Consider the following 18311-nt stretch of genomic DNA (forward strand, 5'->3'; position numbering starts at 1 on the left):
AAGAGCTCGAGTTACTTTTCTAGTTTAAGAAAGTAATCGAAAATCTCTGGTACATTGCCGTTGCCTAGGCCTGCATCTAGTGCAGCGGCTAAGTTAGCAGAAGAACCTTCAGCGATTTTAGACTCAGTACCTAAGTCTTTAACCATTTCTAAGAAGTAGCCAAGGTCTTTGTTTGCGTTAGCAATAGAGAAACCTAAGTCACTAACACCATCCACAGCGTAATTTTTACAAAACTGCATGAACGGTGAGTTAGAAGGGCCTGCTGACATAATGTCGAATAACTGTTGGCGGTTTACACCAGCGCGGTCGGCTACAGCAAATGCTTGCGACATAGCAACGACAGTAGTCATACCCATAAAGTTATTTACTAATTTAGTAGTGTGACCAGCGCCAAGAGCACCTAGGTGGAATACATTTTCACCTTGCTCGTCTAATACCGGTTTAACTTTGTTAAAGGTATCGATATCGCCAGCTGCCATAATGTTTAGCAAACCATCTTTAGCGTGAGCAGGAGTACGACCTAATGGTGCGTCAATCATGCCTGCGCCTTTAGCGGCTAGGTCTTCACCAATCTTACGGGTAGAGGCTGGGATAGAAGTACCAAAATCTACTAATACCGCGCCTTCTTTAATACCAGCTAAAATGCCGTCGTCAGCGTAGATAAGTTTTTCAACTACTGCAGAAGTGGTTAAACAAAGCATTACAATGTCACTAGCTGCTGCTAGTTCTTTTGCTGAGCTTGCTTCTTTAGCACCACGAGCAACACACGTTGCAACAGCCTCTTTATTTAAGTCCATTACATTTAGTTGGTAACCGCGCTTTTGCAGGTTTTCAACCATGTTGCCGCCCATAAGACCAAGGCCGATGAAACCGATGACAGGTTTTGTCATTTTCAACTCCAGTAAATCATATTGTATTATTAATAGGGGCTAAGCATATACCTCAGTCACTTTTTAAGCAATTGGCCAGCGGCTTTTATTTATCTTAAAGTACGAATTATTTGATTTTGATCGTACAAAAGCCGTCCTTTATTGCCCTCTAAGCAGAAATTCCATAAAGCCAACAAACCTTAATTTTCCGCTTTTAGTACTTAGTTCGCTTTTTATTACAAGCGCTTTGGTGCCGACCTAGCGACTAGAATGCGAGGGTTGGAACCGTCAAGGTTGATTCTTCATTTTTGTGCCTCAGCCATGAGCTCAAGCTTGGTTTATGACGTTGAGGCAATGATGAAGGGCCTATACCACATTGCGATGATTGCGGTTAAAAAGTCAGATACTCCAGAACATTTAGGGGCGATTAACGAAGGAGGACACTTGTTCCTAGCGATAATCATAACAATCAAGACATTGTTATTTACGTAGTACACCGTGCCGGGAATTAAGCTTGTGTTATTCAACCAAGAACTGATTTTTGGTTGAATACCTTTGGTTTATTAAGTGTGCATTGTTGCTAATGCGCTAATCTCCTAAGACTCTGCTCTGCCTTACTCTAAGGGGATGGAGTAGCTGTTCTTTATCTCTTTAACCGAGATATTGGAGTGCAAGGCACTTACACCGTTTACTCTTCGCAATTGGCTGATGCGTTCGTAATATTCATCTAAGTCTTTGGCAATTACTTGCACCATGTAATCAGCCCCACCTGCGATGCAATGGCACAGTGGGATCCACTCGGTGGCTGATACAAATTCTTCGAAGTTATCGGTGTTTTCAACATCATGACTACCTAGTGAAACTAAGGTAAAGCCTACCATGCTAAAGCCCAGTTTTTTGCGATTAAGCACTGCGGTGTATTCACTGATGTAATTGGCTTCTTCGAGTCTTTTCCAGCGCCGCCAACAAGGTGTTTCACTTAAGTTAACCTTTTCAGACAGCTTACTATTGCTAATGCGACCTTCACGTTGAATATGCTTCAGGATCGCAATATCGGTATCATCAAGTATTTCTTGGGTGTTTTCTTGTCTTCTCATATTTAATTTTAAAATATTCTGCCTTTAATAGAGTGTATTTTAACGCATAAAGCAAAATTCTTCCTGCATAAGCAAATAAACTATTCATCTCGCTATTAAAACTATGCTGAATATCGAATTTGTGTGGAGTGGATGTTTATGAGTGTTCAAATTGCAGTCGCTTTTTTGTTGTTTGCTACATCCATGTCTATTACACCTGGAGCTGGTAATTTAGCTTTATTGGGCATATCCAATCGCTTTGGCTTTGCTGCAGCTTTGCCATTTATTGCAGGCACCTCATTCGGAGTGCTGATTGTATTTGCGGGCACCAGTGCAGGGCTAATTAGCTTACTTACCGCCAATCCTGAGTTATATAGCGCTCTCAAATACTTGGGAGCAGCTTACTTATTGTATATTGCTTGGGGCATCAGCCAGCATAGTGTGGCCGAGCAAGATAGAGTAGAGCACTCAGCGGGGTTTGGGGCTGGTGCCCTAATTCAGGTGTTGAACCCAAAAGCTTGGATTGCTGCCATGACCGTCTTTTCGCAATTTACCGATGTGTCGGGAAACTACCTATTGCAGGTGAGTGTTATCATCGTAGCTTTTTTAGTTGTCACAACTTTGTGTACCATGGTGTGGGCCTACTTTGGCGCGGCGCTAAAACGCTTACTAAAATCCTCTTCGCAAATGCTGATTGTTAATCGCTGCTTAGGGCTTACTTTGGCGGCAACAGTGGTATTTATGTTGAGCCAAGGTCATTAATTTAACAGGTTCTATTGCTTCGAGCGCTTAATGCTCAGCGTATTTCCAGTGGCTAATTGCTTGAATGTGTTCAGGATGAATACCACAGCAACCCCCTATGATGGTGGCTCCAAGCTGGTGCCACTGTTTTACAAACTCTAGGTACTCTTCAGCCGATACAGCATTAGTTTGATTTAATGAGTTATTGGCTTTATGACCCGCTTGAATGGGACCAAAGCTATTGGCATAAGCGCCTATTTCTAACTCTTTTCCGAACGCTTTACTTAGCGCCTTAGTCTGCTTTATTGCCTCGGCCATAACCTCAGGAATAGAACAGTTAAATAGCATACCATCAGCGCCGGTATCGCAAACTTGTTTTACTGTGTCAGCAAGTAACTCGCCAGACCTTAGGCTTGCCTGCTCATTGGGGACGTCTTGTAGGGTGAAAGAGTAGTACTTTTTCTTAGTGCTGTTTTTAAGTGCCTGTTGAATAGTACTAAACTCCTCAATGCTAGAAATTGTTTCGGCAATCCACATATCTACATGGGGTTCTTGAGCTGCTACCAAAGTGTCGAGTATGCCCATTGCTTGCTTTGGTTCAAACAGATCGGGTCGATAACTGCCTAGTACCGGTGGGATGGCCCCAGCAACCGTAATCGGGCGCTGGCTGTTGCTTATAGCACACTTTGCTACAGAGTTTGCGATCTTAGCCGCTAGTTGCGCAAGTACTGCCCCTTGGCGTTCGAATAATTCCTGACCTAGATGAAAAGGCACACAAGCGTAGCTGTTTACAGTAATTATTTCGGCGCCCGCATCTATAAAGTTTTGATGAGCTTGGCGTACTAAGGAAGGTGATTCGATCAGTGCTTGAGCACTCCATAAAGGTTGTGAAAAAGGCGCTCCCATTCTTTTAAGTTCTCGGCCCATTCCACCATCTAACACCGCTACATGTTTACTCATTACTTCTATACCACCAGTACGCATTACCCTAATTACCATAAATGAGTCTAATTCAGATAATGCAACTAAATAATGAAAGTTTTTCATGTTGATGAAGCAGGCTTTACCTCTAAGATCTGTTCGATTAAAAGCTCCGAATTATAAGTCATCGTGCTTTAGTCTAAGCATCGCTTAAGGATAGAATCATTTAGAAAAATGAAGGCAGCCATTTCGTGGAATCTCTTGTAGCTTTCAATTTTAGCAAGCTTAGCGCGGCCGAGAATTCCGCTTAACAGTGAAATTACTTATAGTTTTGGTGTCAGAGATCGAACTTTTATCTATATTTTTCAATTTCTTATTTCTTATTTCTTATTTCTTATTGGTTTTTGGTTTAGGGTGAAAATAACAATTTTTGCTATGTTTGAGCGTCATGCTTTAGTGTCAAAAATCTCTTTTTTAAAACTCTTTCTAAGTCAGTTTGTCTAGGGGGATTGCTCGCCAGTTAACCGCAACATTGCTTTTTTCTCTAAATATAGAGCCCAGCTCCATTCAATTCGTACACTGTTAATAAACGAAACGCATGCGAATGAATGCTTAGCGATTCCAATTCGTTGGTTTCAACTTACAAAATAATTTTCAGTCCAATCGAGTAATAAAGGTTTGCTCGTCATCCACAAAAGCGACAAAGCCGCCGTGGTAGATAAACACCCGTCCGCGTCCTTCAACGAGGCAAGCAAGCTGTGGGTTTAAATCTTCTTCGTTATATTGGCTTTGAAAAGTGCCAGTATCGGTGATAATTCCGCTGAACGTAGGCAAGTATCCATGGGTACGCTTGGCTTGATCAATCAGGCTCAGCTCGCTGGCAGTAGAGAAGCATGAGGGGATCGCACCCGCTTCTTCGATAAACAGTGTTTTCAGTTCTTCAAAAGCTGTAATCACCAGCCAGTCGATGCCGTTAACATGATGGATAAACATAGAGTTTCTCGGTAGTTCTGATGCTGTGATTTTATCACTATCAGGGGAAGAGCTTAGTAGAGATTTAGTTGCTAAAGGCGGTATCTCTGTAACATTTCCGGACATTCACTAGGTCAACTTGAAACACGTTTTTGCCCCAAAGTTTGCTAGGTCTTCTTACGAACAACATCGGCACACACGTCTTTTACCATACCAAAACTAATGGTTTTACATCTCGACTTTTCTAGGTAACTAGAGAATTTGGTAGTAGCTTAGCCAAAAGGGTTTACGTTCTTTTTAATGTGATTTTATACAGTGTTATTTGGATTTTCAGTTTTTGCCCAATAAACTTGTTTGATCTTTGCGCGTCTTGCCTTGAGGTGGAAAAATTACAAGAGTAGTATCAATAACTTAGCTTAGTGTTGAAATAAATAATAGGTTTATTAACTGTGCATGCGCATTTTGCCCAAAGGTGTATTGAGCCTTTTTCTTGTTTCTTCATTAAATTCAAAAGATTAAGTATGCGCGTTTTCACTGGTCTAATGAGGTAAACGCACATGCGCAATATACAAATGTTATAAGGCTAAAAGGTTATGGTTAAATCATCTAAAGCAATTTTCTTAATTAGCACATTAATCTCATTGTTAGTCTGTTCTGGTATTTTGTATATTACTTGGCAACACAACCCTCAATGCGAGTTTCATTGTAACAACCAAATAAATTGGTTAGCGTGGTTGCCTTACGGTTTGATTTCAGGTGCTTTAAGTTTTTTGTTAATTGTAGGCTTAGCTTTTGGCGCTAATACATTAATAAAAGCATTGGTTATAGCGCCATATAACAAGGCAATTAAGCGGGACTAAAAACAGTTTGCTTAGTTTCGCTTCGCTTCACATTTTAGCAAACAATTTTTAGCCCCTTATTGGGGCGTTATATGTATATAGAGGAAGCAAAGATGGATTTCCCTAGTAATGAAGATTGCTATGATGCAATGTACCAATTCGCTTCTTACTACATGGAAGGTGAAGTGAAAGAAAAGTGGTTGGATATAATTGTTGATGGCCTTAAAACTGGCAGAAGTGCGCCAGGGAAAGGATTTCTATACGATCTAGACAAAGCGATTAAAGTGTCTGGAAAACCTAACATGCCAAAGCGTAAAGAGCTGTATCAGCTTATTTGTGAAGCATCAATTTAATACACATAACAAACGCATCAAGTCACCGCTGAAAAGCGCGGTTGGGACATCAAAACTACCGGCGATTTAGTTTTGGTGCTTCGCAAATTTTAAACCAATCGCCGCTACGTTTTGCTGCCCCTTATGCGGGCGTTAGAGTACAGGTAGGGAAATTGCGTAATCGACGATTTTTCAACGTTAGTAAAGCTGAGAATGAAGCCTTAAGCGCACAGTTCTCAGCTGTGGTTTCTGAACTGGAAAGCCATGAAGCAAGAGCCGTTTCCGTGTTTGACCATTGGCTCTCACAAAATGAAGCGCTGCGTGAATTGGACGATGTGCCTGGTTCTGTGCAGCAAGAAAGAGATGCTCGTTTGCACCAATTTGCACTGGAGCTTACGGCTCAGTTCAATGGCTTCCTGGTGAAGTTCATCGGTCGCAATAAGCAACGCATCACTTTCAGAAAGTTCGCAAATGACCATGGGCGCGCTAAATCCGTGAAGCCCCTGTCTTACAGGTACGGAGACATGTGTCGTTTTATCGTGGTTCTGCCAGATCTTGATGCTGTTTATGTGGAAGGCAGCGACTTCACTCACCACATCTTTGGTCAGGAAAACAAATATCTGAATGCAGTTCAGCAAATCGCACAAAACACCGGGCTGCATGTACTCTAACAAGGCAAATCAGCAAGCACTCGTCGCTTCGCTCCTCGCGTGGACAAAGGCCACAACGCTGCGAGCCGCTGGCCTTTGCCCCTGTTTGCGGCGTTATGTGTAATGGAAGCTTCGGTGTTAAATCATAATTCAAAGTTTCAAATAATTAACTTTATCGAACAACACAAATTAAATGGTGTTATGAATAACACTAAATGGAATAAGCTGTTTCATGATCTTAATGAAGTCGATGAACTAATAAGTTTCAAAGTTACTTATATTGATGGTACTACTTGGCCAGAGCCAGAAGCCACTTTTCCATTTACGTCAGAGTTAGCTCAAATATGGGGTAACTTCTTGGCTCTAGAATTCATTGATATCAATGCCAAAATTAGTCACTCTAGAGGCGCTTTACTAAACGATGAAGTAGTGGATCATATTGGTAAAATAATTCAAATATGCATTGATAACTCAGCTAAATTCTCGATAACAGAAGAAGGTGTTAGAATTTACGGGTATTTAAGACATAGCGACAGCGTCCAATTATACAATTACACATAACAAGCAGTTAAAGGATTGGACGTCTAAAGTTTGGCTGACGTTCGTTCCTCACAAATTATAGCCAAGCTTTAGCCGCCCCTTAACGTGGGCGTTATAAGCCTAAAGGTACATATGAGTAATCTTCAGCATAAATGGATGTTCGGTGGGGCAATTCTGCTTGTTGCAATTTCAAGCCTTATGATGGCTACTGGCGTTATGAAACCTTGGAATCCAATACCAATTTATCAAGTAATTCTTGCTTGGATCGTTTCCTTTTTCTATTTGTTATTTATTCCAATAATTTACCTGATTGAATTTAAGCTAATCTCTCAAAGTAAGCACTTTCTTAAAATTGTAACGGGCTTAACATTTTTGCTTTCACTTCTAAGTATCAAATATTTTTGGGTCTCTTGGGAATACGGGTATAAATATCAAGGTGAGTTACACACTAAAATAGTAGCTATAGAAAATTTAGTTGGATTTTCTGGGGTATTAGGAATTTGCTTCTGGGCTATCAAAAAAGAGAGTCAAATCGCAGGATATGTCGCCAACTTATTATTTTTTTCTATATTAGCTTGGTGTGCATTTCCATATTTAGGCTAAATGCCTTAGTGTAATCGGCTTATAACAAGTCGTTTAAAAGGACAAAAAACAGTTGGCTTTTGCTCCTTCGTCGCTTATTTTAGCCAACAACTTTTTGCCTCTTAACGAGGCGTTAGGTATTTATCAAGAAGGAGTCTAAATTTTGGTATCAGTTGTATTGTGGTTAATAGGATTAATAGCAATTATATTTTATGGTGGAAAGAGGGTCTATGCTCTATACAAAGCAGAGAAGCCACCTAACGGAGAATTTCTTAAGCAAGGAACTATTCTAATTTTTTACTCAACGTTAGTGGTAGGTGCGGCTCAATTTTTAAATGATGCTACAACTACTTATAATGTTAATACCCCTGAAGTTTCCCAGTTCTGGATACTTGTAGGGCTTTTTGCTTCTTACCTAAAGTATTTAGCTCCTTTTGTGTTTGCTGCAATAGGTGTAAATATGGTTTCTCATTCATTGGCAAATAAAAATACCTAACAAGGCCATTAAGAGCGGACCCGCAACAGCTTGCTCGGTTCCGCTTCGCTTCACATTTTAGCAAGCTATTACTTGTCTGCTTATGGCGGCGTTAAGTGCAAAGCCCCAAAGTCTCAAAAAACGTAGAGCTTGGGTAAATAAATTGCAGTATGTATCCATTCGCAAAATGGGCGGGTGCTTCAACAGGTTCGGTGTTCATACAGCCTGCTAAAGCGAGATGGTGGTGCCCAGGCATAGCCAATCGCATTCCAAAGGTTGGGTAGTTAGATCCTCCACAATTCGTCGTTGTAGGTTGGCTCAATCTATCAAATACGTGCGGTATTTGTAGTGCTTTCAAATAGTAGGTTTTACCTGCATACTGCGGTCAAAAGGGCAGTTTTTTGTTCAATGGTATTGTCCACTTAACAAAGCCATCTTGCATCGCCCGCAAGCGGGCTGGACAAATTTTCCGTGGTTCGTTTTGTGCTTTTCGCTTACGCTGGCACAAATCAAACCACTCCAAATTTGCCGCAAATGGCGGCGTTATGTGTATAAGTACAGGAGTTATATCAAAGTGAATGACGCAAATATCGAAATGGTCTTGGCTTCAATTATTAATAAATCTAAAAAAATAGAATACAACGATAATAATGGTGAAATATATATTCACTTGAATAACTTGGCAGTGGGGCAACGTGACTGCATCGTGACACTAGGTCAATTAAAAACGAGTATCGAATTATCATTAAAAAATTAGATTTGTTTGCCAAACACACATAACAAACAAATCAACGAATGGACTTAAAAAGCTTGGCTCAGCTCGTGGCTCGCTTTAATAGCCAAACTTTTTAAGCCCGTTATTTGGGCGTTATGAATCAGGTGGAAATGGATAAAGTAATTGTTTCAATTTATCTTTGGATAAAGAGGTACACGCATCCACTCAGGGTTTTGGGAGGCGTGTTTTTTGGTTTCGCATTATTAGCTGGGGTATTTTTGGATTGCGGGTAAAGAGATTGAGCCAGTAGCGTTCCTACTTGGTCTTTTATCATCGCTATTCCTCGCTAGTCCTTCGGTTGCTCAATACTTTGTACCAGACAGAAAAGCTGTACGTGACATGACTTTTGAAGAGGTACTTGATTTTATAACTACAACAGATGCGAAAGTTGACTGGAAAGGAATATCTACGGATTGGTCAAGTGAATATTTCCTAACTGAAGACCCACGCCTTAGGTTTAGAATGAACTATCTCGAAGATGGTTTACAAAATAGCAATTTTGTTGAGCCTTGGGCGAATTGTCATGCAGATACTAAAGCTCGAGGTTATTGGTGTGATTTGTATTATGACGGCTCTTTTATCGATAGGTTGATCTTAGTCGCTGTTGATGGTGGTCGTTCCTTACTTCCAGCTCCTGAAGCTGGAACACTTGAAGTTCTAAAATACAATTATTGTGTTGCTGAAATACACGATACATTGAACACTCTGACAAAGTACATGAAACGTTCAAAGCTAGCTGTACGAGATTCATAACAAGGCGTTAACACCAACTGTTCCATACTTTCGCTAATCCGAAACACCATTGAATAAGTCATCACCCAAACACGCTTTTGTCCAAAAGTGAGTTAGACTCTTTGTATCCTTCTTTTACCCTAACTTCTATCTATTTGTGAAGTACGTCCCTAAATATGGGGTGTAGTTTTAAAGTAGCGAAAAGAATTCCAAAGAAACTGAAACCTACAATAAGTCACTGATTTAGATAAATCCTTGCTTCATTGCTCATGCTGTATATACTAACAGTGTGCTGTATAAACTTACAGGTAGACTATGAAGCCCTTAACACCCCGTCAAACAGAAGTATTTGAATTAATTCGTCGTCATATTTCCGAAACGGGTATGCCGCCAACCCGTGCAGAGATCGCTAAAGAATTAGGCTTTCGTTCCGCTAATGCGGCAGAAGAGCACCTAAGAGCACTTGCTAAGAAAGGGGCTATTGAGATGATCCCTGGTGCTTCGCGTGGTATTCGCATTAGTGAAGAGTATTTGCCAGCCAGCGCTAATGAGCCAGTAGCCGAAGACTTAGAACCCGGTTTACCTTTAATTGGCCAAGTGGCTGCCGGCGAGCCTATTTTGGCGCAGGAGCATGTAGAATCGCACTATGCGGTAGATGCTAACTTGTTTAATCCTCATGCTGATTATTTACTGCGGGTGCAGGGAATGAGTATGAAAGACATCGGCATTATGGATGGTGACTTGTTAGCAGTGCACAAAACCAATGATGTTCATAATGGACAAGTAGTGGTGGCACGTTTAGAAGACGATGTTACAGTTAAGCGTTTTGAGCGCGACGGTAAAATGGTTTACTTGCACCCAGAGAATGAAGAGCTCTCAACTATTGAAGTTGATTTAGAATATCAAAGCATCGAAATCGAAGGCTTGGCGGTAGGTATTATTCGCACTGCCGATTGGATGTAAGCCCTATATAGCAATAAGTTCCGCCCTTTTTAAGCCCAAATCAGCCCGATTTGGGCTTTTGTCGTTAGCATCACATCTTTTGTGTTTATCCATAAAAATCTCAACAATATATTTACATTTCTTTAACTTAGGGGTTAATTTATAAGCAGTAGCTTGTATTTAGCTGTTGCTGTCTACTACTTTTGGGGTGGGGGATTTCCCTTTTTCTGCAGCTACTTTCCTAGTTTGGAGAGTTGTTGTCGTTGGCTACTAGCAAAGGAGAGCGCTGTGGGCCGATGGATTCAGCTAATAATGCTGACATTCTTTTCGTCGCAAGTATTTGCGCAAGAAATGTCATTCAACTTACGTCCGGGTGTTACCGCCATTAGTGAGCAGGTTTATGGCCTGCACATGACAATTTTTTATATTTGTTGTGCTATTGGGGTGCTGGTGTTTGGCGCCATGTTCTGGGCTATTTTTCATCATCGCAAATCTAAAGGGGCCAAGCCGGCTCAATTTCATGAAAGTACCAAAGTAGAAATTATTTGGACCATCGTTCCTTTCATTATATTGATAGGGATGGCGATTCCTGCCACTAAAACCCTGCTGGCCATGGAAGATCCTTCCGATGCCGATATCACGATTCAAGTAACAGGTTCCCAGTGGAAGTGGCATTACAAATACTTTGACCGTGAACTGGAATTCTACAGTGTGCTGGCATCTGATATGGATGAAGTTAACGGCAAGCTGGAAAAACGCAAAAACTACTTGCTTGAAGTAGACCGTCCGCTGGTATTGCCCATCGATAAAAAAGTACGCTTTTTGATGACTTCGGAAGATGTTATCCACTCCTGGTGGGTACCGGATTTTGCAGTTAAAAAAGACGCCAACCCAGGTTTTATTAATGAGGCTTGGACCATCATTGATAAACCCGGCATATACCGCGGCCAGTGTGCTGAGTTATGTGGTAAAGACCACGGCTTTATGCCGATTGTGGTTATCGCTAAAACGCAGGCCGATTATGATGTTTGGTTAGCCGAGGAAGAAGCCGCTTATCAAGCCAAGCAAGCTCAAGAGTTAGAGCTGGTTGCTATGACTATGGAGCAAGACGAACTGATGTCGCTGGGCAAAAAAGTCTACGACAAAAGCTGTGCGGCTTGCCATCAAGTTAACGGTGAAGGCTTACCAGGTGTGTTCCCTGGTTTGAAAGACAGTCCAATCGCTATTGGTGATGTGGGCAAACATATTGAAGTAGTTGTGAATGGTGTACCGGGCACTGCGATGCAAGCCTTTGGTAAACAGCTAGGTTTAAAAGAGCTGGCTGCCGTAATTACTTACGAGCGTAACGCTTGGGGTAATGATACCGGTGATTTAGTGCAGGCCAAGGATGTTGTGGCCGTGCAAAACGCAGCGCAGTAGGGAGAGAGATAATGAGCACGATTAGTGACGTTCATGCTGACCATGATGAGCACCATCACGGTGCCCCGCGCGGTTTAATGCGTTGGGTATTAACCACTAACCACAAAGACATTGGTTCAATGTATTTGTGGTTTAGTTTTGCCATGTTTATTACCGGTGGCGCGATGGCGATGGTGATTCGCGCCGAGCTGTTCCAACCAGGTTTACAGTTAGTAGAACCTAACTTTTTCAATCAAATGACCACCATGCACGGCTTAATCATGGTGTTTGGTGCAGTAATGCCGGCCTTTACCGGTTTGGCTAACTGGCTGATTCCGATGATGATTGGGGCGCCAGATATGGCCTTGCCACGCATGAATAACTGGAGCTTTTGGATTTTACCTTTTGCTTTCACCATGCTGTTAGCCTCGTTGTTTATGGAAGGTGGTGGCCCTAACTTTGGTTGGACTTTCTACGCGCCGCTTTCTACTAACTACAGCCCAGACAGTACCGCTTTGTTTGTGTTCTCGGTGCATATTATGGGGATTAGTTCGATTATGGGGGCGATCAATGTGATTGTTACCATTATGAACTTACGTGCACCCGGCATGACTTACATGAAGTTACCGCTGTTTGTATGGACTTGGTTTATCACTGCATTTTTGCTGATTGCTGTGATGCCGGTATTAGCGGGTGCAGTGACCATGGTGCTTACAGATAAGTATTTTGGTACGTCGTTTTTTGATGCTGCTGGTGGGGGAGACCCCGTATTGTTCCAGCACATATTCTGGTTCTTTGGCCACCCTGAAGTTTACATTATGATTTTGCCGTCATTCGGCATTATCTCGGCGATTGTTCCAGCCTTCTCTCGTAAAAGGTTATTTGGTTATGCCTCGATGGTTTACGCCACTGCATCTATTGCTGGTTTAAGCTTCATTGTGTGGGCGCACCATATGTTTACTACTGGTATGCCGGTTGCGGCTGAGTTGTTCTTCATGTTTTGCACCATGCTGATCTCGGTGCCTACTGGGGTGAAGGTATTTAACTGGGTAGCCACCATGTGGCGCGGCTCAATGACCTTTGAAACGCCGATGTTATTCGCACTGGCCTTTATTGTGCTGTTCACCATTGGTGGTTTCTCGGGATTGATGTTGGCGATTACGCCGGTGGATTTCCAATATCACGATACCTATTTTGTGGTGGCACACTTCCATTATGTACTAGTAACAGGCGCGGTATTCTCGATTATGGCCGCTGCTTATTATTGGCTACCTAAGTGGACCGGTAATATGTACGACGAAGGCCTGGGCCGGCTACATTTCTGGTGTTCGCTTATCTCGGTAAATGTGTTGTTCTTCCCTATGCACTTCTTAGGCTTAGGTGGCATGCCACGGCGTATTCCTGACTATGCGCTGCAGTTTGCCGATGTTAACGCCATTGTGAGTATTGGTGGCTTTGCCTTTGGTTTGTCGCAATTCATCTTCTTGTACATGGTGATTAAGTGTATTCGAAGCGGTGAACCTGCGCCGGCTAAACCTTGGGAAGGCGCAGAGGGCTTAGAATGGGATGCATTGCCATCGCCAGCGCCTTACCACAGTTTCTCTACACCGCCGGAGATTAAATAATATGCTTGGCCATGGCCGTTTAGTCACAAAGCTGCTGCTTGTAGTAGTGGCTATGTTCGGCTTTGGTTACGCCTTAGTGCCGCTGTATGACGTATTTTGTCAGGTTACCGGCATTAACGGCAAAACAGCTACAGAAGCCAGTGAAATAAGCCCTGTTACCGACCAACAGCGCACCGTAACCGTGGAGTTTATTAGCTATGTACCGCAAGGGCTTAATTGGAAGTTTGGCCCTAAGGTTAACCAAGTAAAAGTCCATCCAGGTGAGACACTACAGGTTGATTTTAGTGCTAGTAACCTTACTCCCAAACGTGGCACGGTGCAGGCGGTTCCTTCGGTTAGCCCTGGTTTGGCGGCCAATCATCTAAAAAAAGTCAGCTGTTTTTGTTTTGAGCAGCAAACCCTAGCTCCGGGTCAGCAACAAGACATGCCATTGTTTTTCTATGTAGATCCTGAGTTACCTAAAGATATAAATACCTTAACTTTGGCTTACACCTTATTTGCCGTAGAGGGCGAGCCGATTGAATCTGAAACTGCACAAGTAAGTGCCGATGGAGAGGTGAGCAATGACGCAGCCTTATGAGAAGTATTACGTTCCTGCGCAAAGTATATGGCCAATTGTTGGCGCGGTGGGTTTATTCCTAATCGCCATGGGCGCTGGTTTTTCTGTTCAACAAATGGGCAGTGAACAAAGCTACGGCCTTTGGATATTGTCATGTGGCTTTGTGGTAATTGTTACCATGATGTTTGGTTGGTTTGGCAATGTTATCCAGGAGAGTATGGATGGCTTATATAGTGCCCAAATGGACCGCTCTTTTCGCCAAGGCATGAGTTGGTTCATTTTCTCTGAGGTAATGTTCTTTGGTGCATTTTTCGGAGCGTTATTCTACGCCAGAATGATTGCTGTGCCTTGGTTGGGGGGCGCAGGTAACAATGAAATGACTGGCGCGGTGTTATGGCCAGAATTTACTGCCATGTGGCCGCTAGTTGAAACGCCCGGCGGTACAACAACCCAAGCGATGGGCTGGTTTGGCTTGCCATTGTTGAATACCGTAATACTGGTGATTTCGTCAGTGACATTGCACTTTGCTCATGTGAGTTTAGAAAAAGATAAACGTGGGCCACTTAAAACGTGGTTAGCCATTACCTTGGTGCTAGGTTTTGCTTTCTTATTTTTCCAGATTGAAGAATACATTCATGCATATCAGGAATTAGGCTTGCGCCTTGATTCAGGTATTTATGGCAATACCTTTTTCTTACTCACAGGTTTTCACGGCTTACACGTTACGTTAGGCGCCATTATGCTTACGGTGATGTTTTTGCGAGTACTAAAAGGCCACTTCTCCGGTAAGAGTCACTTTGCATTTATGGCATCGAGTTGGTATTGGCACTTTGTAGATGTGGTGTGGTTGTGTCTGTTTATTTTTGTCTATGTGCTTTAGTAAGGGCGTGGGTTGGGCTGAATGATGCCCAAGGCCATGGCGAGTAAAACCAATAGGATAACCAACACGCTAAAGATTAAGCGTTTACCTAAGTAATGGGTCATTGGTTTTTCTCCGCCCTTTAGCATTACCCGTAAAGCAAACAGCATGTTCACCACTACAAACAGGATTAACGCGGTAATTAGCAGTTTTATGACCATAACTAAGCTCTCTCAAAAGGCTGATAAAAAAACAGTTTCTTACCGCTTGATACTGTTTGTTGTGCTTATGGTTGCGCTGATAGGGCTAATGGTCAAGCTTTCCTTGTGGCAATGGCAACGCAGTGAACAAAAACAGCAGTTATTAGATCAATACCAGCAGCAATCACAGCTCGAAACCAGCTTAGAACAGGCCCTTGCTTCGGGTGTGCAGCCGTTTCAATTAGTTACGCTAAGTGACATTGCAAGTTCGGGTAAGTTTTTGTGGTTAGACAATAAAGTAAATGAAGGAGTAGTGGGGTACGACGCCTATACCTTAGCAGATACCCCTCAAGGCAATGTACTAGTGCGTCTTGCTTGGCAGCCCGCTGGAACAGATAGGCGTTTGCTACCAGAAGCCATAAGTGCTCAAGAGCTACCTTCGCGCTATCGATTAAGAGAAATAAGCTTGCCAGTGGTACTTAATCAGCAGCACTGGTTAGAAGAGTTTCCGCAGGGATTGCGGGTTCAGCAAATCAATATTGCGGCTTTGTCCGATTATTGGAATCTTGAATTATTGCCTTTTGTGCTAGATAGCCAACTTGAGCATAGTTCTGAACAGCTAGTGTCAATATCGCCGCAAAAACACCAAGGTTATGCGCTGCAATGGTTGTTAATGGCCTTAGTTGCCGTTGGCTTAACCGTTTATTTTTGCGTGCAAAATAGAAACAAGGAAGGTTTATGAGAAGTCACCAAAAAACCATGTTGTTACTTGCTTCGGTATTTTTAGTGCCGCTTATTTTGGCTTGGGTGGTACTTAAAATGGGTTGGTATGAACCGGGCGCACTAAGTCATGGTGAATGGTTAGAGCCGCCAAGACAGCTGGAAAACTATCCCATAGGTAAGTGGTCGATTGCTCAGGTTATTGATGGCGACTGCTCGCAAGCTTGTTTGCAACAGCTTAGCAAACTCAATAATGCTTGGTTAGCTTTGGGCATCGCCAAACAGCAAACTCAAAAAGTTGCGCTTATTTCCGGCGAACAGCTCAATCAAATAAACGATGGCCTTGAGCAAATGAGGTTGGGACAAGCTAATCAGCAACTGGCCGATTACGATCAACAGTGGTTAGTGATAGACCCAACAGGTTGGGTGATAATGAGCTACCAACCAGCTCAAGGTGATGAGCAGATCAAAGGGCTAATCACCGATTTGAAGCGACTGATTAAAAATTCGCGGTTTCAATAGAGTTTAAGGACAGCATATGCAAAAGGGATTAATTGCCGCTATTTTACTTGCCATTGTTGTCATTGGTTTAGGCGCGTTTACCCGCTTAACTGATGCCGGTTTAGGTTGCCCTGATTGGCCTGGCTGTTATGGGCAGTTAGTGGTTCCACAGAGTGAAGAGCATGTTCAACACGCGGCTAGTGCTTATCCTGAGCGGCCGCTAGAAGCGCACAAAGCCTGGAATGAGATGATTCATCGCTACTTTGCTGGTGGCTTAGGTTTGCTAGTGGTGGGACTAGCTGCGTTGGCATTTTGGCAAAAGCAACACCGCTTTTGGGCGCTAGCCTCGGTGCTGCTTATTGGCTTTCAAGCCATATTAGGCATGCTCACGGTGACACTTGGTTTAATGCCCATTGTGGTTATGGGCCACCTATTGGGTGGTTTTTCAATGCTGGCTTTATTGTTTACGTGGTTGATGATTGCAAAACGTCCTTTAGCTAAGCCCCAGCGAAGTGGCCGTTGGTTGTGGCTAGGTTTGTTGGTACTAGTTGTGCAAATAGCATTAGGTGGCTGGACATCGGCTAACTACTCGGCCATTTCTTGTCAGGGCTTGCCGCTTTGCCATGAAGAGTGGCTAAGCTCTTATAAGCTGGATGCATTTGATCCGCTGCCGCTTGCTACTGGCAATGATTACGAATTTGGTGTGCTTAGTCATGAACAGCGCAAAACCATTCATGTTACTCATCGTATTTGGGCAGGCGTAACAGCCATCTACTTGTTCATACTGGCGCTAAGTTACATTCAGCGACGGCATAGTGATATGGAACGAGGGCGCGCCTCTAGGCTGATTTTTATATTGTTTACTCAAGTCGGTTTAGGCGTTGCCAATGTGCTTTGGCAAGTACCCTTGGCGATAGCTGTGGCACATAACTTAGTGGCTGCCATGCTGTTGTTAAGTCTAATAAGTTTAATCTTGGCTCACTATCAGGGTGCGGCCGTAGCAACATTCGTTGAGCAAAAGGAGACGCATTATGGCGAAGTTGAACACGCTTAACCCGCCAAGTTCACTCAACAAAGGCATTAATTGGCGCGCCTTATACAAACTTACTAAACCCAAAGTGGTAGCCCTTATTGTGCTCACTGCGGTGGTAGGAGCATGCTTGGCAACTTCTGGTTTGCCGCCTTGGCAAGCTCTGCTAGTAGGTAACTTAGGCATAGGTTTAATGGCTGCGGGCGCTGCCGCCTTTAATCACTACATTGATAGCGAAGCAGATGCCGCAATGGCACGCACTCATAAACGCCCTTTGCCTACTGGTGCTATAGCCAATTGGCAGGCCTTGTTATGGGCCTCACTTTTATCGGTGGTGGGCTTTGCCATGTTGTATTGGTGGGTCAATCCACTGACTGCTTGGTTAACTGCAGCTAGCTTAGTGGGGTATGCGGTGATTTATACCCTTTGGCTTAAACGAGCTACGCCGCAAAACATTGTAATTGGCGGCTTGGCTGGCGCTATGCCCCCATTGTTGGGGTGGACGGCAGTAAACAACGCCATATCGGCTGAACCCTTATTGCTAGTTATGCTGATATTCACTTGGACCCCGCCACACTTTTGGGCCTTGGCCATTGCTCGCCGTGAAGATTACGCCAAGGTTAATATTCCAATGCTGCCGGTTACCCACGGTGTTGGCTTTACCAAAAAGTTGATAGTTCTTTATTCTCTGCTGCTATTCGCTGTTGCTTGGCTACCCTTTCTAGTAGGTATGAGTGGGGTGCTTTATCTCGTATTAAGTTGTGCGCTTAACCTACGTTTTATGCACTTAGCTTGGAGACTGTATAAGGGGGATAACCAGCGTGACGCCATGCGCCTATTTGCCTTCTCGATAGTGTATTTGATGTTGTTGTTTGTTGCCTTGTTGGCAGACCATTGGTTGTTTGCTTTGCTATAAACAGCCCCTAGCCTTTAAAGGCTTGCCGAGAGTGTAACTAACTCTTACACTCTCGCT

The 18311-nt window shown here is 43.2% G+C and carries 22 protein-coding genes; 17 read left to right on the plus strand and 5 right to left on the minus strand.

What is annotated here, in order from left to right; translation table 11 throughout:
* Positions 1–11: 11 nt before the first annotated feature.
* Both K5620_RS01760 and K5620_RS01765 read right to left on the minus strand, forming a co-directional pair.
* Positions 12–890, minus strand: coding sequence for an NAD(P)-dependent oxidoreductase (locus tag K5620_RS01760; RefSeq protein ID WP_016399745.1), 879 nt, complete (start codon positions 888–890; stop codon positions 12–14).
* Between the two features lie 593 nt (positions 891–1483).
* Positions 1484–1966 carry an Lrp/AsnC family transcriptional regulator gene (locus K5620_RS01765; protein ID WP_016399743.1) on the minus strand — a complete coding sequence of 161 codons (483 nt, stop codon included), beginning with the start codon at positions 1964–1966 and terminating at the stop codon, positions 1484–1486.
* Positions 1967–2104: 138 nt separating this feature from the next.
* Between K5620_RS01765 and K5620_RS01770 the strand changes: the two genes are divergently transcribed.
* Positions 2105–2707 (plus strand): LysE family translocator, encoded by a 603-nt coding sequence (locus K5620_RS01770; RefSeq protein WP_016399742.1) that lies wholly within the window; start codon positions 2105–2107, stop codon positions 2705–2707.
* 27 nt (positions 2708–2734) lie between these two features.
* Here K5620_RS01770 and K5620_RS01775 read toward each other — a convergent pair whose 3' ends face one another.
* Positions 2735–3733 carry a homocysteine S-methyltransferase family protein gene (locus tag K5620_RS01775; RefSeq protein WP_016399741.1) on the minus strand — a complete coding sequence of 333 codons (999 nt, stop codon included), beginning with the start codon at positions 3731–3733 and terminating at the stop codon, positions 2735–2737.
* A gap of 528 nt (positions 3734–4261) precedes the next feature.
* On the minus strand, positions 4262–4600 hold the full coding sequence (locus tag K5620_RS01780; protein ID WP_016399740.1) for a hypothetical protein: 339 nt from the start codon (positions 4598–4600) through the stop codon (positions 4262–4264).
* A gap of 931 nt (positions 4601–5531) precedes the next feature.
* Here K5620_RS01780 and K5620_RS01785 point away from each other — a divergent pair.
* From K5620_RS01785 to K5620_RS01840, 12 genes are all read left to right on the plus strand, one after another.
* Entirely contained in the window at positions 5532–5771 is a 240-nt protein-coding gene (locus K5620_RS01785) for a P-II family nitrogen regulator (protein ID WP_016399738.1), read from the plus strand.
* 152 nt (positions 5772–5923) lie between these two features.
* Positions 5924–6421: a hypothetical protein gene (locus K5620_RS01790; RefSeq protein WP_040306573.1), complete on the plus strand. Its 498-nt coding sequence runs from the start codon at positions 5924–5926 to the stop codon at positions 6419–6421.
* 114 nt (positions 6422–6535) lie between these two features.
* Positions 6536–6961, plus strand: a complete 426-nt coding sequence (locus K5620_RS01795) for a DUF6678 family protein (RefSeq protein WP_040306636.1) — start codon at positions 6536–6538, stop codon at positions 6959–6961.
* Positions 6962–7072: 111 nt separating this feature from the next.
* Positions 7073–7543, plus strand: coding sequence for a hypothetical protein (locus K5620_RS01800; protein WP_040306571.1), 471 nt, complete (start codon positions 7073–7075; stop codon positions 7541–7543).
* A 142-nt stretch (positions 7544–7685) separates the two neighbouring features.
* On the plus strand, positions 7686–8018 hold the full coding sequence (locus K5620_RS01805; protein WP_040306570.1) for a hypothetical protein: 333 nt from the start codon (positions 7686–7688) through the stop codon (positions 8016–8018).
* Between the two features lie 553 nt (positions 8019–8571).
* Positions 8572–8754, plus strand: a complete 183-nt coding sequence (locus tag K5620_RS01810; RefSeq protein ID WP_215426309.1) for a hypothetical protein — start codon at positions 8572–8574, stop codon at positions 8752–8754.
* Positions 8755–9111: 357 nt separating this feature from the next.
* Positions 9112–9525, plus strand: a complete 414-nt coding sequence (locus tag K5620_RS01815) for a hypothetical protein (protein WP_215426308.1) — start codon at positions 9112–9114, stop codon at positions 9523–9525.
* Positions 9526–9819: 294 nt separating this feature from the next.
* On the plus strand, positions 9820–10467 hold the full coding sequence (gene lexA / locus K5620_RS01820) for a transcriptional repressor LexA (RefSeq protein ID WP_016399734.1): 648 nt from the start codon (positions 9820–9822) through the stop codon (positions 10465–10467).
* Between the two features lie 291 nt (positions 10468–10758).
* Positions 10759–11865, plus strand: a complete 1107-nt coding sequence (gene coxB / locus K5620_RS01825; RefSeq protein WP_040306634.1) for a cytochrome c oxidase subunit II — start codon at positions 10759–10761, stop codon at positions 11863–11865.
* A gap of 11 nt (positions 11866–11876) precedes the next feature.
* Entirely contained in the window at positions 11877–13469 is a 1593-nt protein-coding gene (ctaD, locus tag K5620_RS01830; protein WP_016399731.1) for a cytochrome c oxidase subunit I, read from the plus strand.
* Position 13470: 1 nt separating this feature from the next.
* Positions 13471–14049, plus strand: coding sequence for a cytochrome c oxidase assembly protein (locus K5620_RS01835; protein ID WP_016399730.1), 579 nt, complete (start codon positions 13471–13473; stop codon positions 14047–14049).
* Entirely contained in the window at positions 14033–14908 is an 876-nt protein-coding gene (locus tag K5620_RS01840; protein ID WP_016399729.1) for a cytochrome c oxidase subunit 3, read from the plus strand. Before K5620_RS01835 ends, K5620_RS01840 begins: the two co-directional genes overlap by 17 nt.
* On the opposite strand, the gene K5620_RS01845 is transcribed toward K5620_RS01840, so the two are convergent.
* Positions 14905–15108, minus strand: coding sequence for a DUF2909 family protein (locus K5620_RS01845; protein ID WP_016399728.1), 204 nt, complete (start codon positions 15106–15108; stop codon positions 14905–14907). The two genes, K5620_RS01840 and K5620_RS01845, sit on opposite strands and share 4 nt — an antisense overlap.
* On the opposite strand from K5620_RS01845, the gene K5620_RS01850 reads away from it, so the two are divergent.
* From K5620_RS01850 to cyoE, 4 genes are read left to right on the plus strand one after another with little or no spacing between them, the layout of a single operon-like run.
* Positions 15101–15829 (plus strand): SURF1 family protein, encoded by a 729-nt coding sequence (locus K5620_RS01850; RefSeq protein WP_016399727.1) that lies wholly within the window; start codon positions 15101–15103, stop codon positions 15827–15829. The two genes, K5620_RS01845 and K5620_RS01850, sit on opposite strands and share 8 nt — an antisense overlap.
* The gene (locus K5620_RS01855; RefSeq protein WP_016399726.1) at positions 15826–16329 is read left to right on the plus strand and encodes a hypothetical protein; all 504 of its coding nucleotides are present in this window, start codon (positions 15826–15828) and stop codon (positions 16327–16329) included. Before K5620_RS01850 ends, K5620_RS01855 begins: the two co-directional genes overlap by 4 nt.
* Positions 16330–16345: 16 nt before the next feature.
* Positions 16346–17362: a COX15/CtaA family protein gene (locus K5620_RS01860; RefSeq protein WP_016399725.1), complete on the plus strand. Its 1017-nt coding sequence runs from the start codon at positions 16346–16348 to the stop codon at positions 17360–17362.
* Positions 17340–18254, plus strand: coding sequence for a heme o synthase (gene cyoE / locus K5620_RS01865; protein ID WP_016399724.1), 915 nt, complete (start codon positions 17340–17342; stop codon positions 18252–18254). The genes K5620_RS01860 and cyoE overlap by 23 nt, the downstream gene beginning before the upstream one ends.
* The last annotated feature ends 57 nt before the right edge of the window (positions 18255–18311 follow it).

Origin of the sequence: Agarivorans albus, assembly GCF_019670105.1 — a bacterium.
Classification (GTDB): domain Bacteria; phylum Pseudomonadota; class Gammaproteobacteria; order Enterobacterales; family Celerinatantimonadaceae; genus Agarivorans; species Agarivorans albus.

Bases quoted from the DNA above. Each gene is read 5' to 3' on its own strand.
- K5620_RS01760 (WP_016399745.1), bottom strand. From the start codon at position 890: ATGACAAAACCTGTCATCGGTTTCATCGGCCTTGGTCTTATGGGCGGC.
- K5620_RS01765 (WP_016399743.1), bottom strand. From the start codon at position 1,966: ATGAGAAGACAAGAAAACACCCAAGAAATACTTGATGATACCGATATT.
- K5620_RS01770 (WP_016399742.1), top strand. From the start codon at position 2,105: ATGAGTGTTCAAATTGCAGTCGCTTTTTTGTTGTTTGCTACATCCATG.
- K5620_RS01775 (WP_016399741.1), bottom strand. From the start codon at position 3,733: ATGAAAAACTTTCATTATTTAGTTGCATTATCTGAATTAGACTCATTT.
- K5620_RS01780 (WP_016399740.1), bottom strand. From the start codon at position 4,600: ATGTTTATCCATCATGTTAACGGCATCGACTGGCTGGTGATTACAGCT.
- K5620_RS01785 (WP_016399738.1), top strand. From the start codon at position 5,532: ATGGATTTCCCTAGTAATGAAGATTGCTATGATGCAATGTACCAATTC.
- K5620_RS01800 (WP_040306571.1), top strand. From the start codon at position 7,073: ATGAGTAATCTTCAGCATAAATGGATGTTCGGTGGGGCAATTCTGCTT.
- K5620_RS01815 (WP_215426308.1), top strand. From the start codon at position 9,112: ATGACTTTTGAAGAGGTACTTGATTTTATAACTACAACAGATGCGAAA.
- lexA (WP_016399734.1), top strand. From the start codon at position 9,820: ATGAAGCCCTTAACACCCCGTCAAACAGAAGTATTTGAATTAATTCGT.
- coxB (WP_040306634.1), top strand. From the start codon at position 10,759: ATGCTGACATTCTTTTCGTCGCAAGTATTTGCGCAAGAAATGTCATTC.
- ctaD (WP_016399731.1), top strand. From the start codon at position 11,877: ATGAGCACGATTAGTGACGTTCATGCTGACCATGATGAGCACCATCAC.
- K5620_RS01835 (WP_016399730.1), top strand. From the start codon at position 13,471: ATGCTTGGCCATGGCCGTTTAGTCACAAAGCTGCTGCTTGTAGTAGTG.
- K5620_RS01840 (WP_016399729.1), top strand. From the start codon at position 14,033: ATGACGCAGCCTTATGAGAAGTATTACGTTCCTGCGCAAAGTATATGG.
- K5620_RS01850 (WP_016399727.1), top strand. From the start codon at position 15,101: ATGACCATAACTAAGCTCTCTCAAAAGGCTGATAAAAAAACAGTTTCT.
- K5620_RS01845 (WP_016399728.1), bottom strand. From the start codon at position 15,108: ATGGTCATAAAACTGCTAATTACCGCGTTAATCCTGTTTGTAGTGGTG.
- K5620_RS01855 (WP_016399726.1), top strand. From the start codon at position 15,826: ATGAGAAGTCACCAAAAAACCATGTTGTTACTTGCTTCGGTATTTTTA.
- K5620_RS01860 (WP_016399725.1), top strand. From the start codon at position 16,346: ATGCAAAAGGGATTAATTGCCGCTATTTTACTTGCCATTGTTGTCATT.
- cyoE (WP_016399724.1), top strand. From the start codon at position 17,340: ATGGCGAAGTTGAACACGCTTAACCCGCCAAGTTCACTCAACAAAGGC.